The organism is Myxococcota bacterium, from assembly GCA_039030075.1.
GTDB lineage: Bacteria > Myxococcota_A > UBA9160 > UBA9160 > SMWR01 > JAHEJV01.
This window is the reverse complement of the sequence record JBCCEW010000005.1, coordinates 138274-151076: the sequence shown is the minus strand read 5'-3', so window position 1 is coordinate 151076 and position 12803 is coordinate 138274. Positions and strand designations below refer to the sequence as shown.

The 12803-nt window shown below is 68.5% G+C and carries 14 protein-coding genes; 11 read left to right on the top strand and 3 right to left on the bottom strand.

Going from position 1 to position 12803, the window contains the following annotated elements; genetic code table 11:
• Nucleotides 1–127: 127 nt before the first annotated feature.
• The 5 genes from AAF430_07350 (at nucleotide 128) to AAF430_07330 (ending at nucleotide 4179) form a co-directional block, all read left to right on the top strand.
• The gene (locus AAF430_07350; protein ID MEM7410030.1) at nucleotides 128–649 is read left to right on the top strand and encodes a hypothetical protein; all 522 of its coding nucleotides are present in this window, start codon (nucleotides 128–130) and stop codon (nucleotides 647–649) included.
• Nucleotides 649–1308 (top strand): PspA/IM30 family protein, encoded by a 660-nt coding sequence (locus AAF430_07345; GenBank protein MEM7410029.1) that lies wholly within the window; start codon nucleotides 649–651, stop codon nucleotides 1306–1308. Before AAF430_07350 ends, AAF430_07345 begins: the two co-directional genes overlap by 1 nt.
• A 3-nt stretch (nucleotides 1309–1311) precedes the next feature.
• Nucleotides 1312–2049 carry a YqiJ family protein gene (locus tag AAF430_07340; protein ID MEM7410028.1) on the top strand — a complete coding sequence of 246 codons (738 nt, stop codon included), beginning with the start codon at nucleotides 1312–1314 and terminating at the stop codon, nucleotides 2047–2049.
• The gene (locus AAF430_07335; GenBank protein MEM7410027.1) at nucleotides 2046–3815 is read left to right on the top strand and encodes a flotillin family protein; all 1770 of its coding nucleotides are present in this window, start codon (nucleotides 2046–2048) and stop codon (nucleotides 3813–3815) included. Before AAF430_07340 ends, AAF430_07335 begins: the two co-directional genes overlap by 4 nt.
• A gap of 61 nt (nucleotides 3816–3876) precedes the next feature.
• Nucleotides 3877–4179 (top strand): hypothetical protein, encoded by a 303-nt coding sequence (locus tag AAF430_07330; GenBank protein MEM7410026.1) that lies wholly within the window; start codon nucleotides 3877–3879, stop codon nucleotides 4177–4179.
• Here the strand turns inward: AAF430_07330 and AAF430_07325 are convergent.
• On the bottom strand, nucleotides 4176–5945 hold the full coding sequence (locus AAF430_07325) for an ATP-binding protein (protein MEM7410025.1): 1770 nt from the start codon (nucleotides 5943–5945) through the stop codon (nucleotides 4176–4178). The genes AAF430_07330 and AAF430_07325 overlap by 4 nt on opposite strands.
• Before the next feature lie 207 nt (nucleotides 5946–6152).
• Here AAF430_07325 and AAF430_07320 point away from each other — a divergent pair, with 207 nt between their 5' ends.
• From AAF430_07320 to AAF430_07295, 6 genes are read left to right on the top strand one after another with little or no spacing between them, the layout of a single operon-like run.
• Complete coding sequence (locus AAF430_07320) at nucleotides 6153–6545, top strand: hypothetical protein (GenBank protein ID MEM7410024.1); 393 nt, start codon at nucleotides 6153–6155, stop codon at nucleotides 6543–6545.
• A 39-nt stretch (nucleotides 6546–6584) separates the two neighbouring features.
• On the top strand, nucleotides 6585–7646 hold the full coding sequence (locus AAF430_07315; protein ID MEM7410023.1) for a Gfo/Idh/MocA family oxidoreductase: 1062 nt from the start codon (nucleotides 6585–6587) through the stop codon (nucleotides 7644–7646).
• Between the two features lie 16 nt (nucleotides 7647–7662).
• Entirely contained in the window at nucleotides 7663–8193 is a 531-nt protein-coding gene (locus tag AAF430_07310) for a VOC family protein (GenBank protein MEM7410022.1), read from the top strand.
• An 8-nt stretch (nucleotides 8194–8201) separates the two neighbouring features.
• Nucleotides 8202–8666, top strand: coding sequence for a DUF3565 domain-containing protein (locus tag AAF430_07305; protein MEM7410021.1), 465 nt, complete (start codon nucleotides 8202–8204; stop codon nucleotides 8664–8666).
• 29 nt (nucleotides 8667–8695) lie between these two features.
• Nucleotides 8696–9709, top strand: a complete 1014-nt coding sequence (locus tag AAF430_07300; GenBank protein ID MEM7410020.1) for a TIGR03617 family F420-dependent LLM class oxidoreductase — start codon at nucleotides 8696–8698, stop codon at nucleotides 9707–9709.
• A 5-nt stretch (nucleotides 9710–9714) separates the two neighbouring features.
• The gene (locus AAF430_07295) at nucleotides 9715–11037 is read left to right on the top strand and encodes a hypothetical protein (protein ID MEM7410019.1); all 1323 of its coding nucleotides are present in this window, start codon (nucleotides 9715–9717) and stop codon (nucleotides 11035–11037) included.
• Here the strand turns inward: AAF430_07295 and AAF430_07290 are convergent.
• Both AAF430_07290 and AAF430_07285 read right to left on the bottom strand, forming a co-directional pair.
• On the bottom strand, nucleotides 11034–11885 hold the full coding sequence (locus AAF430_07290; GenBank protein MEM7410018.1) for a DNA-binding domain-containing protein: 852 nt from the start codon (nucleotides 11883–11885) through the stop codon (nucleotides 11034–11036). The two genes, AAF430_07295 and AAF430_07290, sit on opposite strands and share 4 nt — an antisense overlap.
• On the bottom strand, nucleotides 11882–12730 hold the full coding sequence (locus AAF430_07285) for a DUF692 domain-containing protein (protein ID MEM7410017.1): 849 nt from the start codon (nucleotides 12728–12730) through the stop codon (nucleotides 11882–11884). The genes AAF430_07290 and AAF430_07285 overlap by 4 nt, the downstream gene beginning before the upstream one ends.
• Between the last annotated feature and the right edge of the window lie 73 nt (nucleotides 12731–12803).

Sequence of the window (12803 nt, the reverse complement as noted above, 5' to 3'; positions counted from 1 at the left end):
CCGCACCCGATCGCGAATCGGGCCCGGAATCGATCGCTCCGCGTACGATTTCGTTCGCGACCCCCTTGTCGCGAAATGATTTCATTTGTATACATACGAATACGAAATCAGCAGGAGTGTCTCGCGCATGTCGAAGAACATCCCGATCAGCGTTCGGGTGCCCCAAGAGGACGCCGAGTTCCTGGCGCAGCTCCAGATGGAGGGGGCTTCCACCCCCAGTGACAAGGTCCGCGCGCTGCTGGCCGACGCACGTAGGCGTCACCAGGGGTTCCAGGACTACGCGGGCTGCCTGGGGATGGCCCACGAGATGGTGGCTCCCACCCTCAACCTGCTCCGAGACCTGGAGCAGCGGAGCTCCATCCACTCGGAGCCCGTCGCCCAGCTCGCGGACTGGCTGCCCGAGACCCTGGCGTTCTTCCTGACTGCGTTTCCCGACGACGGAGAGCACAATGACCTCGCCCAGATCGAGGCGCTCGAGCGCGGGGTCACCGACCGCGTGTTCCGCCTCGTGCAGAAGTTCCTTCGTCTTGGAGTGACCGACGAGTGCCAGGCGTACGATCCGCGCGTGGTCTCCAATCGGCTCGAGCCGACCCTCGAGGTCGCCGATTTAATTCGAAGAGGTCGAAACCCGAAGAAGGAGGAGTCGTGATGGCAGAAACTCTCGCTTCCCGTGTAGGTCGCATCGTCAGCGGTAGCCTCAACGCGCTCGTGGGCGCCGTGGAGGACAGCGCGCCCGAGATGCTGATGCAGCAGGCGATTCGCGAAGTCGACCTCGCAGTCGATGACGTTCGCACGGAGCTCGGCAAGCTCCTCGCGAAGAAGCACCTCGCCACGACGCGACTGCTCGAAGAGAACCGACGCCACGAAGAGCTGGCCGGTCAGCTCGAGGTTGCGATCGCGGAAGGCCGCGACGATCTGGCCGAGGCCGCCATCGCGCGACAGCTCGATATCGAGGCCCAGATCCCCGTCATCGAGCGGACCGTGGCCGAGTGCGCCGAGCAGGAGACCGAGTTCGAGGGCTTCATCGCCGCTCTGCTGGCGCGCCGGCGCGAGATGGAAGGCGAGCTGGAGATCTTTGCCCAGTCCCGCAAGACGCAGCCCGACACCACCGCTCCCGCGACTCCCGGAAACCGGGCGGAGCAGGCGAAGGATGCCTTCGACCGGGTCCTCGCACGCAACGCGGGTGTCGCTGGGTCGAAGGCGACGATCGATACCGAGAAGAAGCTCGCCGAACTCGACGAGCTGGCCCGGGCCAACCGTGTCAAAGAGCGACTGGCCGCCGCGAAAGCACAGCTCGGGAACGACTAGTCCATGTGGGACTTCCTCTCAGCCCCCGGAAACCAGGTCTTCAACATCGCGTTGTTGGTGATGCTGGGAATCGCGGTGCTCGAGGGGGTCGCCACCCTGCTGTGGGGCGGCGTATCCCAGGTGATCGACGCGATGCTCCCGGAGGCGGACCTCGACGTCGATCTCGATCTCGATCTCGATGTGGACGTCGACCTGGATGCCGATCCGAGCGGAGGTCCGAGTGGCCTCGCTGCGGCCGAGGCCGGGCTCTTCACGCCGATCCTGGCTTGGCTGCAGATCGGCCGCGTTCCCATCCTTGTACTGCTCGTGATCTTCCTGACCGCGTTCGGCCTGTCGGGCCTGCTCGTGCAATCGTTCGCGCGGGAGCTCAGCGGGCACGCGCTGCCCGCGCTGCTGGCGTCGGCCCCGGCACTCGCGGTCGCGCTGCCGAGCGTCCGGATCTTCGGCGGCTGGGTCGCACGCATCATGCCCAAGGAAGAGACCAGTGCCGTGTCGCGCGAGACCTTCGTCGGCCGCGTCGCGACGATCGTCATCGGCACCGCCAGGCAGCAGACCCCTGCGGAGGCCCGGCTCCGCGACGAACACGGACGCACGCACTACGTGATGGTCGAACCCGACGTGCCGGGCGAGGAGTTCGGCCAGGGAGACGAGGTGTTGCTCGTCCGCAGTGACGGTGCGCGCTTCCGCGTGATCCGACCGCCGAGCGACGCCCTACTCGTAAACAAAGGAGAACCCCGATGATCAATGGCCTGCCCATCTTCGCCGCCGTCGTCATCCTCGTCGCCATTCTCACCGTCGGGATGATCCTGGCCCGCCTGTATCGGCGCTCCACGAAGGAGATCGCCTACGTGCGCACCGGTTTCGGCGGCCAGAAAGTCATCATGGACGGCGGCTCGCTCGTCTTCCCGGTGCTCCACGAAGTCATCGCGATCAACATGAACACGCTGCGCCTCGAGGTACGCCGGGCGGCGCAGGGAGCCCTGATCACCAAGGACCGGATGCGGGTCGACGTGGCGGCCGAGTTCTACGTCCGGGTGAAGCCGACGGAAGAGGCGATCGCGGACTCGGCCCAGACCCTCGGACACCGGACCCTCGAAACCGACCGGCTGAAAGAGCTGGTCGAGGGCAAGTTCGTCGATGCCCTGCGCGCGGTGGCGGCCGAGATGCGCATGGAGGAGCTCCACGAACAGCGGGTCGACTTCGTCCAGAAGGTCCAGGCCGCGGTCTCCGAGGATCTCCTGAAGAACGGTCTCGAGCTCGAGAGTGTCTCGCTGACCTCACTCGACCAGACCGATCGGGAGTTCTTCAACCCGAACAACGCATTCGACGCCGAGGGCCTGACGCGCCTGACCGAGGAGATCGAGGCGCGCCGCAAGAAGCGCAACGACATCGAGCAGGACACCGAGGTCGCCGTCGAACAGAAGAACCTCGAGGCCGAGCGGCAGAAGCTCGAGGTCAAGCGCGACAAGGAGTACGCGGTCCTCGAGCAGCAGCGCGAGGTGGAGGTGCGCCGCGCGCAGCAGTCGGCCCAGATCGCCCAGGAGCAAGCCGCCCAGAAGCGCCACGCGGAAGAAGCCGACATCGCGGCGCACCAGGAGGTCGAGCAATCCCGCATCAAGGCGGACCGCGCGATCGAAGAGCAGCGCATCGAGAAGGAGCGCTCGGTCAAGGAGTCGGACATCGCGCGCGCCCGTGCGATCGAGACCGCCGACATTCAGCGCCAGGAGAGCGTCTCCATCACCGAGCAGTCGAAGCAGATCGCGGTCGCGCTGAAGTCGAAGGAAGAATCCGAGTCGCGGGCCGAGGCCGATCGGGCCCGCGCCCTCGCGGTCGAGGCCGAGGAGGCCGTGGTCACCGTCCGCGACACCGCGACGGCGGATCGCTTGAAGCAGATCGAGCTGATCGAGGCGCGCAAGGCCGCCGAGCGCAACGCGATCGGGATCACGGTCGCGGCGGAGGCCGAGAAGCAGGCCGCCGAGGACCAGGCCGAAGCGGTGAAGACCATCGCCGAGGCGAAGGCCGCCGAATCCCGCATCGAGGCGAGCGGTGAATCCGAAGCGGAGAAGCTCCGCGCCGACGCCGCCCAGATCCGGTACTCGGTCGACGCGGAGGGCAAGCGCGCCCTGCACGAGGCCGAGAACCTGTTGAGCCAGGAAGTGATCACGATGCGGGTGAAGCTCGCCCTCATCGAGAACCTGGATCGCATCGTCGCCGAGAGCGTGAAGCCGATGGAGTCGATCGACGGCATCAAGATCGTCCAGGTCGACGGGCTCAACGGGCTGAACGGGCACGCGCCTTCGGGCTCGGGTTCGGGCAATGCCGCGAACGGCAACCTCGCCGACCAGGCCGTCGCCGCGGCTCTGCGCTACCGCGGACAGGCGCCGCTCCTCGATTCGCTGATGCAGGAGATCGGCCTGGACGGCTCGAGCCTCTCGGGCCTGACGGCTGCCGCCTCGGAAGGCGGCAACGGAGCGGCAGATTCCAGCTCCGAGGACTCCGAAGACTAGGTAGGCGCGGGGGCGAAGCCGGGCGCGTCACTCAGCGCACCGGCAGCGGCACTTCCACAGAGTGCCCTTCGTCCCCTTCGACGCCTTCTGGCTCTGCCTGGCCTGCCTGCTCGTCTCTTCGGCGGGCTGTCTGCGCCGGCTGCGACGGCACCACCCGCAGGTCTGGGACGCACTCGGGCAGCCGGGTTTCCTGCCGTTCGGGAACTGGTCGGGGAGTCGATCCCTCACCGCCTTCTACTGGTCGGGGCAGCCCGCGCGGCTGCCCGACCCGACGCTGCATCGCTGGGTCCTCGCCCAACGCACGGGACAGCTCTGCCTCGCGATGGTCCTCGTCGCGCTCGTCCAGCTCCGGTTCGTGGGCTAGGACCGCCCCTCGGGCGGAGGCTGGGCTCCGCGCGCCGCCGCGCCCGGCGCCTCCAGGACGAGCCCCAACCCCTCGAGCGTGTCACGCAGCTCCCCGAGGCGAAACGGCTTGGCGATGAAGCGTAGCCGCGGGTCGGTCGCCGAGCGGCCGCTGCCCGCGACGTCGTAGCCGCTGCACACGACGACGGGTCGGTCCCAGCCGCGACCGCGGAGCGACGCCAACAGGTCCCAGCCGCTCATGCCCGGCATGCGTACGTCGAGCACGGCGAGCTCGATGTCGCGGCCGTACTCCTCGACGATCTCCAGCGCGCGTGTTCCGCTTTCGGCCTCGATCACCTCGAAGCGCAGATGCTCGAGCAGACTCGCCATCGTCCTGCGCACTTCATCCTCGTCGTCGACGACGAGCGCCACCCGTGCACCCTGCGACACCCCGGCCAGCGACGCCCGCACGCTGGGCACGCGTGTCTGCGCCGGGAGGTAGACCGTGACCTGGGTTCCACTCCCCTCGCGGCTCTCGACGAAGATCCGGCCGTCGACTTCCTCGATCGTCTGGCGCGCGCTGGCGAGTCCGAGCCCATGGCCCCGTCCCTTCGAGGTAAAGAACGGGTCGAAGATGCGGTCCTGGTGTTGCGCGGGAATGCCGACGCCCTGATCGACCACGCGGATCCGCACCCAGCGACGCCCCGAGATCTCGCCCTGCGGTGACTCGAGATGGATCCGAACGGGTGCCTTCGACACGGCCGTGGCCTCGCAGGCGTTGATGACCAGGTTCATCAGCGCCTGTTGGAACTGGCTGCGCGGGCAACGCACCGTCTCGCCCTGGAGCTTCGAGTGCACCTCGAGCGCGATCTCGCTGGAGACGATCGGCCGCAGCAGCTCGACGAGGTCTCGCACCTCGCCTTCGACGTCGACGAAGGCGTCCGCTTCCTGACCCCGACCCGAAAACGCGAGCAGGCGCCCTGACAACAGGCTCGCGCGGTTCGCACCACGCACCACCTCGGTCAAGGAGGTCCGGGCCGGATGCGTCCCGGGGAGATCCGCCATCGCCAGCTCGGCATGTCCCATGACGCTGGTCAGCACGTTGTTGAAGTCGTGGGCCACACCGCCGGCCACGCGATAGAGGCTCTCCAGCGCCTCGGTGTGCGCACGCAGCGCGCGCGTGCGCCGGGCCTGCTGGTACGAGTAGAAAATCACCGAGGGATAGAGCACCGCCATGCAAAGGATGGGGAGCTTCCAGTCCTCCACGTCGTGCAACCACGCGGCGAAGGTCATCCCGCTGGTCAGGATCGCGGCGAACAACGCGTAGAACAGGAAGCTGCGCTGGTGACTGCCCACACTGGGCGCCTGCACCACCATCAGCCCGATCACGAGCGCGGGGAACCACATGCTCGGCACCAGGTGCACCAGCGAGACGACCATCACGAGGTCGAAGAGCGGTTCACTCCAACCGGTCTCCGATACGGGGAAATGACGCTCGAGCCAGATCGCACAGGGAATCGAGACGAAGACCAGGATTCCAGCGAGCCAGAACCGATTCGGTCCGACTTCGGGCAGCAGGCACGCGACCGCTGCGATCGCCACCGCGCCGACGTTCCGAAAGAAGAGCATCGAGGGCGCGAGGCGCGTGGACGGCCGGAAGCCCAGGCGATGCAGCAGCTGCGAAGACCAGCGCTCCTCCGAGAGCTGCGGTGGCACCAACGGGGTGGCGAAACCTCTCCCGCGGCGCATGCCGGGACGTTCGTCGTCGGATGTCGACACCCGATCCATGGACTCCTCTCCGCTAGAACCGCTCAGCGGGCCCAGTCTGGCGCCACGGGCTCCGAGGCTCAAGACTTTGTGTCCGAAATCGAACGACTCGTTACGGTGTCGGCAACTACGACCGGACTCAGGCGCGGGGAGGCGCCGGCCGCGAGGCCCAGGACACCCCCCATTTGGAGGGAGCCGTGGGGCTGGGCGGTCTCTGGGGGTTTCGCGATGCACCACTTTCCGCGGTCACTTCCGCTGCTGCTCGGCTACGCCGCGCTGGTCATGGCCTGGCAGATCGTCGGGATCGCCCGGATCGCTGCGGGAGGCCGCGCCCTCGGCCCCTCGGCGTCCCTCGTCACCGCGGCGATCGCGCTGGCGGTAGCGGGCCTGCTCTGGTGGACCCGCAACCGGCGCGTCCCGTTCCTGGGACTCGCTGCACTGGCCGGAGCCGCCGCGCTCCAGGCCATCTCGAATGCGTTTCGGGCCGATCCGAGCCTCTGGCCCTCGGACCTCGCCCGCTACCTCGGCGTCGCGATCAACGGACTCGGGGTGTGTGCCGTTCTCGTCGCAGTCGTGGAGGGCCTCTTCCCGCGGTCCGGGCCCGCGCCGCCCGCGGAGTAGCGCGCCCGGCCGTCGCCGAATCGCCTAGCATCGGGCGCGATGGGCGACACCCTGCGCTACGGAATCATCGGCTCGGGAATGATGGGCACCGAGCACATGCGCAACATCGCGGTCGTCGACGGCGCCGACGTCGTCGCCTACGCCGATCCGCACGAACCCAGCCGCGGGTTCGGAGCGCTGACCTGTCCCGACGCGCGCGGCTACAGCGACTACCGGGACCTCCTGGACGACGCCGACGTCGATGCGGTGATCGTGGCGACGCCGAATCACACCCACCGCGCGGTACTCGAGGACCTCTTCGCGACCGGGAAACACATCCTCTGCGAGAAGCCCATGTGCACCAGCGTCGAGGACGCGCGCTGGGTCGCCGACCGCGCCGAGGCGTACGGCGGTGTCTTCTGGTGCGGCATGGAGTACCGCTACATGGCTCCCGTCGCGCGGCTGGTCGCGGCCGTGCACGACGGCGCGGTGGGCACGCTGCGGATGCTCGCCATCCGCGAGCACCGCTTTCCCTTCTTGCCGAAGGTCGACGACTGGAACCGCTTCGAGCGCAACACGGGCGGCACCCTCGTCGAGAAGTGCTGCCATTACTTCGACCTGATGCGGCTGATCACCCAGAGCGAGGCGGTGCGCGTCTATGCATCGGGCGCCCAGGACGTGAACCACCTCGACGAGCGCTATGCAGGCGAGCAGCCGGACATCCTCGACAACGCGTTCGTCGTGGTGGACTTCGCGAGTGGAACCCGTGCGCTGCTCGACCTGTGCATGTTCGCCGAAGGCTCCCGCAATCAGGAAGAGATCGCGGCCACCGGCGACGCGGGCAAGGTGGAGTCCTTCGTTCCTTCTTCCGACTTCGTCGAGGGGCGGCGCCGCGGCGAGGACGGTCTGCCCGCAGTCCGCGTCGAGAACGTCCCGGTCGACCCGATCGCGCTGGAGGCGGGCTTTCATCACGGCGCCACCTACTACGCCCACCAGGCCTTCGGTCGCGCGGTGCGCGGCGAGAGCGAAGTCGAAGTCACCGCCCACGACGGCCTGCGTGCCGTCGAGATCGGCGCGGCCGCCGAGGCCTCGGTCCGCAGTGGCCAGCCGGTGGCGCTTTGAGGAGCCGCGAGGGGCGATGAGTCGGCACTTCGGCGAGATCCGGCAGAACGGCTACGTGGTCCACGACATCGAGGCCGCGATGCAGCACTGGACCACGGTCCTCGGCGTCGGGCCCTTCTTCTATTTCGAACGCGCTCCGATCGAGGAGTTTCGCTACCGGGGCGAAACCTCTCCGCTCGAGGTCAGCATCGCGCTCGCCCAGACCGGCGCGCTCCAGATCGAGTTGATCCAGCCGCGCAACACGGCGCCGTCGATGTATCGCGACTTCCTCGAGACGGGCTCCGAGGGCCTCCAGCACCTCGCATACTGGACCGAGCGCTTCGACGACGACCTCGCCCGGCTCGACGCCCGGGGCCTCGACATCGGGCAATCGGGTCAGGTGGGCGGGCCCGATGGCCGCTTCGTCTACTACGAGACGGAAACACACCCCGGCACCGTGATCGAACTCTCGGAGATCAGCGGCACCAAGGGCCGCTTCTTTGCGCACATCGCCGAGGTGGCGCGCAGCTGGGACGGCGGCGATCCCATCCGACCGATGGGCGGCTAGTCGGGGCGGTGGAGCGACGCGTCACGGCCTTCGCCCAGGACGACGACGGCGACTGGCTCGTCTCTCTGGACTGCGGCCACCGGCGACACGTCCGTCACGACCCGCCCTGGCAGGAGCGGGCCTGGGTGCTCGAGGCCGACGAACGCGAGGCTCGGATCGGGTCCGCATTCGACTGCAAGGGCTGCGACCGGGCCCAGCTCCCGCGCGCCGTCGAGCCCTACAAGCGCACGCCCGAGTTCGACGCCGATTCCGTACCTGCGGGCTTGACCCGCGATCACCGCACCGCCGCGGGCGTCTGGGCGCGTATCGTCGTCCTGGAGGGCTCGCTCGGCTACGTCCCCGACGCCGCTTCCGACGTCCGACACACCCTTACGCCGGAGACGCCGGGAATCGTCGTGCCGGAGCTCACCCATCACGTCGTTCCCGACGGGCCGGTGCGCTTCTTCGTGGAGTTCCTGCGCGTCCCGAGATAGGGTCAGCGCCCGAAGGGAAGGGAACGCGCATGAAGGTGTACACGACCGCTCCGATGGAGAATCCGCGCGACGCCGCCGAGGCGTTCCAACGGCTCGAGGAGATCGGCTACGACGGCGCCTTCAGCTTCGAGGCGAAGCTCGACCCCTTCCTCCCGCTGGCCCTGGCAGCCGATCGGACGGACCGCTTGCAACTCGGTACGGCGATCGCGATCGCCTTCGGCCGCAACCCGATGAACCTGGCGAGCGCCGCCCACGGTCTGCAGACGATCTGCGGTGGCCGCTTCATCCTGGGCCTCGGCTCCCAGGTGAAGCCGCACATCGAGAAGCGCTTCAGCATGCCCTGGTCACGACCCGCGGCGCGCATGCGCGAGATCGTGCTCGCGACGAAGGCCATCTTCGACCGCTGGGAGGGGAAGTCGGAGCTTCGCTTCGAAGGCGAGTTCTATCGCCACACGCTGATGATCCCGGCCTTCGATCCCGGGCCGAACCCGTTCGGCCCGCCGCCGGTCTACGTGGGCGGCTTCGGGCCGCGCATGACCGAGGTGGCGGGCGAGGTCGCCGACGGGTTCTTCGGGCACCCCTTCAACTCCCGCCAATCCCTCCTCGAGAACACGCTGCCCGCCCTCGAACGAGGACTCGCAAAGGGGGGAAAGCAGCGCGGCCAGCTGGATGTGATCTGCGCGACGATGGTCGTGACTGGGGATACCGAGGAGTCCTTCGCGCACAGCAAGGAAACGGCGCGCAAGCATCTCGCCTTCTACGGATCGACGCCCGCTTACCGCTCGACCCTCGATTGCCACGGCTGGGGCGATCTGCACGTCGAGCTGAACCGCATGTCGAAGCGCGGAGAGTGGGACGCGATGGCGGAGCTGGTCGACGACGAGATCCTCGAGACCCTCGCCGTCGTCGGAGAACGTCCGACCCTGGTCGACAAGCTACGCGCACGCCTGGACGGCATCGCGGACGGCGTCAGCCTCACCCACAACCGCGCACCCGACCCCGACCACTGGGCCTCGACGGTCGCAACCCTCACGGGGCGCTAGACCGAATGGCCGCGGCGGGCCGAAACCCGCTCCTGCTCGGCGTCGTCGTCGCGGCCCTCGTGGGGCTCGCCATCGAGGCGCTCTGCTTCGGCGTCCTGCGCTGGACCGGGGAAGCGCCCCACTCGCTCGAGGAGGTCCGCGAGCGCCAGCGCGCACTCGCCGAGGCCAGCGCCCTGGATCCGCTCGACCCCGCGCCCCAGACGAACCTCGAGCGCATGATGGCGGCCGACGCACTCCACCCCTACCTGGGGTTCGTCTATGACCCGGACGACTGGAACTCGAGCGAACGCGAGGGCCAACACGGGGGCGTTCCGGTTTCGGACTTCGGCTTCGTCGACGACAAGGCGCCGATCCTTCCGAAGAGCGAAGAGCGCTTCGTCGTCGGTGTCTTCGGGGGCTCGGTCGCGTTGCAGTTCGGTCTCGATGCGGTGGCGGCCCTGGAGGCCGCCCTCGACGACAGCGGGGCATTGAACGGACGGGAAGTCGTCGTGGTGCGCGCGGCGCTGGGCAGTCACAAGCAGCCCCAGCAGATCCAGGCGCTCGCCTATCTGTACGCGCTGGGGGCGCACTTCGACGCCGTGATCAATCTCGACGGCTTCAACGAGATGGCCCTGGCGCTGGAGAACGCACGCAAAGGCGTCCATCCTGCCTATCCGCGCGGATGGTCCCTGCGCGTCGCCAGCGTCCCCGAGCCGGGTCTCCAGAAGCTGATCGGCGCGAAGGGCCTCGCCGAAGCCGAGCGTCGGGCCTGGGCCGAGCGTTGGCTCGCGCTGCCGCTGGGCAGAAGCTCGACGGCGGCGCTCGTGTGGAAGTTCCGCGACCGCGCCCTCGCTCGGCGCGCTGCGGCCCTCGGCCTCGAGCTCCAGCAGTTCGAAACCGAGTCGAGTGCCCTGCCCTACGCGGCGCGAGGCCCCGACGCCGGCCTGCAGGGCGAGGAGGCGCTGTATCGCGAGGTCGCGCGCATCTGGGCCGAGAGTTCGGTGCAGATGGCGCGCCTCGCAGAGGCGAACGGCGCGCTCTACGCCCACTTCCTGCAACCGAATCAGTACGTCCCCGATTCGAAGCCCCTCAGCGAGGAAGAGCGGCGCTCGGCGTTCGACCCGCGTCACCCGTACCGACGCGGAGTGCATCTCGGCTACCCGCTCCTGCGCGAAGCGGCGGCGCAGCTGACCGAGGAAGGCGTCCTCTTCGAAGACCTGAGCGCCTTGTTCGCCGCGGTCGAAGCGACGGTCTACGCCGACACGTGTTGCCACTTCAACGCTACGGGCCTCGAGCGGCTCGGGCGCCACGTCGGGGAATCCCTCGGACGCGCGCTGGATGCGCGCTAGGCGCTCGGTCCGTCCGTCACGATCCCGTCGGCGGCCCAACGTTCGAGCAGCCCCGCGAGTCGTCCCATCGCGCGCTCCTCGTCCCCCTCGTGATAGGTGAGGAGCGTCTCGGCGAGGGCTCCCAGACCGACGCCCTCGGCGATGAGGCGGTCCAGGCAAGCGGCTTCGTCTGCCTCCATCGAGCGGTGCCAGACGGCGAAGTCGTTTCGCCAGGCCCGGACGGCGACCGTGTCTGCCGGATCCGCGGACGGTTCGGCTTCTTCGCTCGCTTCCACGTGGCGACGCCAACGCGGCAACACGCCCACCGGCACCCGGAACGTGCGCAGGGCGGGGATCGCGTGCATCCGAAACGTCTCCGGGTCGTGCGAACCCAGCGCGATGATCGCGTCGCGGGTCAGGAGCTCGGCGTCTTCCGCGTCGAAGACATCGACGCGTGCCCACTCGAGACGCGCCAGCCCCGGAACCAGGGGATGCGATGCCCCCAATGCGTGCCCCGCCACGAAGTCGGGGAGCGCCCGCCCCAACTCGCGCAGCGACGGGTGCCGGGGTGGGTGGGCAAGCAGATAGTCGGTCACCAGATCGTTGAAGCGTCCGGTTTCGAGTTCGGCGGCCAACCCGGGAAAGTCGTCGCGCAGGCAGTCATGCAGCCGGTAGAAGTACATGTTGGCGTACACGTCGACGCAATCGACGGCCGTCATGCGCGGGGTTTCGCGCACCAGGAACGCAAGGCTCGGATCCTCGATCCGTCCTGCCCGTTGGAGCGCCGCGGCACCGGATGCCGCGCCTTCGGGAGCCGCAATCAGCTCCCAGAGCAGCTGCTGGGCCTCGGCCAGCGTGATCTCGCTCATGCCGCGGGTGCCTCGGCGAGTACGCCTGCGCGTTCTTCCCGCGCGCGCAGACTCTCGGTTTCGAGGACCGACCACGCGGGAATGTCGTCGTCCCATTCGATCAGACTGGAAACCGCGCCGACGCGACGCGTCGCGCTGCGGTAGAGCGCCCAGACCTCTTCGCGCACCGGTGCACTGTGGGTGTCGAGCAGGTGGGTGCCCTGATCGGTGTGGCCCGCCAGGTGGATCTGCCACACGCGTTCGGACGGCACCGCCGCGAGGTAGGTCTCGGGGTCGAAGCCGTGATTGTGCGCACTCACGAAGATGTTGTTCACGTCGAGCAGGATTCCGCAGTCGGCGCCCTCGGCGACGGCGGCGAGGAACTCCCACTCGGGTAGGGCGCTTCCAGCGAACTGCAGATAGGTGGACACGTTCTCGAGGGCGATCCGGCGTCCGAGGTGGTCTTGCACGCGCGCGACCCGGTCGATGACGTGGGCCAGCGCTTCCTCGGTATAGGGAAGCGGCAGCAGGTCGTGCGCGTTGTGTCCGCCGACGCCGGTCCAACACAGGTGGTCCGACACCCAGGCGGGTTCGACGCGCTCGATCAGCGCTGCGAGTTCGTCGAGGTAGGGATTCGAGAGCGGGTCCGTCGAACCGATCGACAGACTGACGCCGTGGAGCACCACCGGATAGTCGCGGCGAACGCGGGCGAGGATGTCGCGCGGGCGTCCCCCGGCGACCATGAAGTTCTCCGAGACGACCTCGAACCAGTCGACCCGGACGTCCCCCGCCAGCACGTCCTCGTAGTGATCGCGGCGCAGGCCCACACCGTGGCCGAGATCGGGTACGGAGCGACGTGCGCTCATGCGCTTCGGTCCGAGGAGGCGGTCATGGGGAGACGTCGAGCGAAAGGACGAGCGCCCCGGGCGCCCTATCGGC

Coding starts and splice junctions, on each gene's coding strand:
- AAF430_07350 (MEM7410030.1), top strand. CDS start 128: ATGTCGAAGAACATCCCGATCAGCGTTCGGGTGCCCCAAGAGGACGCC.
- AAF430_07345 (MEM7410029.1), top strand. CDS start 649: ATGGCAGAAACTCTCGCTTCCCGTGTAGGTCGCATCGTCAGCGGTAGC.
- AAF430_07340 (MEM7410028.1), top strand. CDS start 1,312: ATGTGGGACTTCCTCTCAGCCCCCGGAAACCAGGTCTTCAACATCGCG.
- AAF430_07335 (MEM7410027.1), top strand. CDS start 2,046: ATGATCAATGGCCTGCCCATCTTCGCCGCCGTCGTCATCCTCGTCGCC.
- AAF430_07325 (MEM7410025.1), bottom strand. CDS start 5,945: ATGGATCGGGTGTCGACATCCGACGACGAACGTCCCGGCATGCGCCGC.
- AAF430_07320 (MEM7410024.1), top strand. CDS start 6,153: ATGCACCACTTTCCGCGGTCACTTCCGCTGCTGCTCGGCTACGCCGCG.
- AAF430_07315 (MEM7410023.1), top strand. CDS start 6,585: ATGGGCGACACCCTGCGCTACGGAATCATCGGCTCGGGAATGATGGGC.
- AAF430_07310 (MEM7410022.1), top strand. CDS start 7,663: ATGAGTCGGCACTTCGGCGAGATCCGGCAGAACGGCTACGTGGTCCAC.
- AAF430_07300 (MEM7410020.1), top strand. CDS start 8,696: ATGAAGGTGTACACGACCGCTCCGATGGAGAATCCGCGCGACGCCGCC.
- AAF430_07295 (MEM7410019.1), top strand. CDS start 9,715: ATGGCCGCGGCGGGCCGAAACCCGCTCCTGCTCGGCGTCGTCGTCGCG.
- AAF430_07290 (MEM7410018.1), bottom strand. CDS start 11,885: ATGAGCGAGATCACGCTGGCCGAGGCCCAGCAGCTGCTCTGGGAGCTG.
- AAF430_07285 (MEM7410017.1), bottom strand. CDS start 12,730: ATGAGCGCACGTCGCTCCGTACCCGATCTCGGCCACGGTGTGGGCCTG.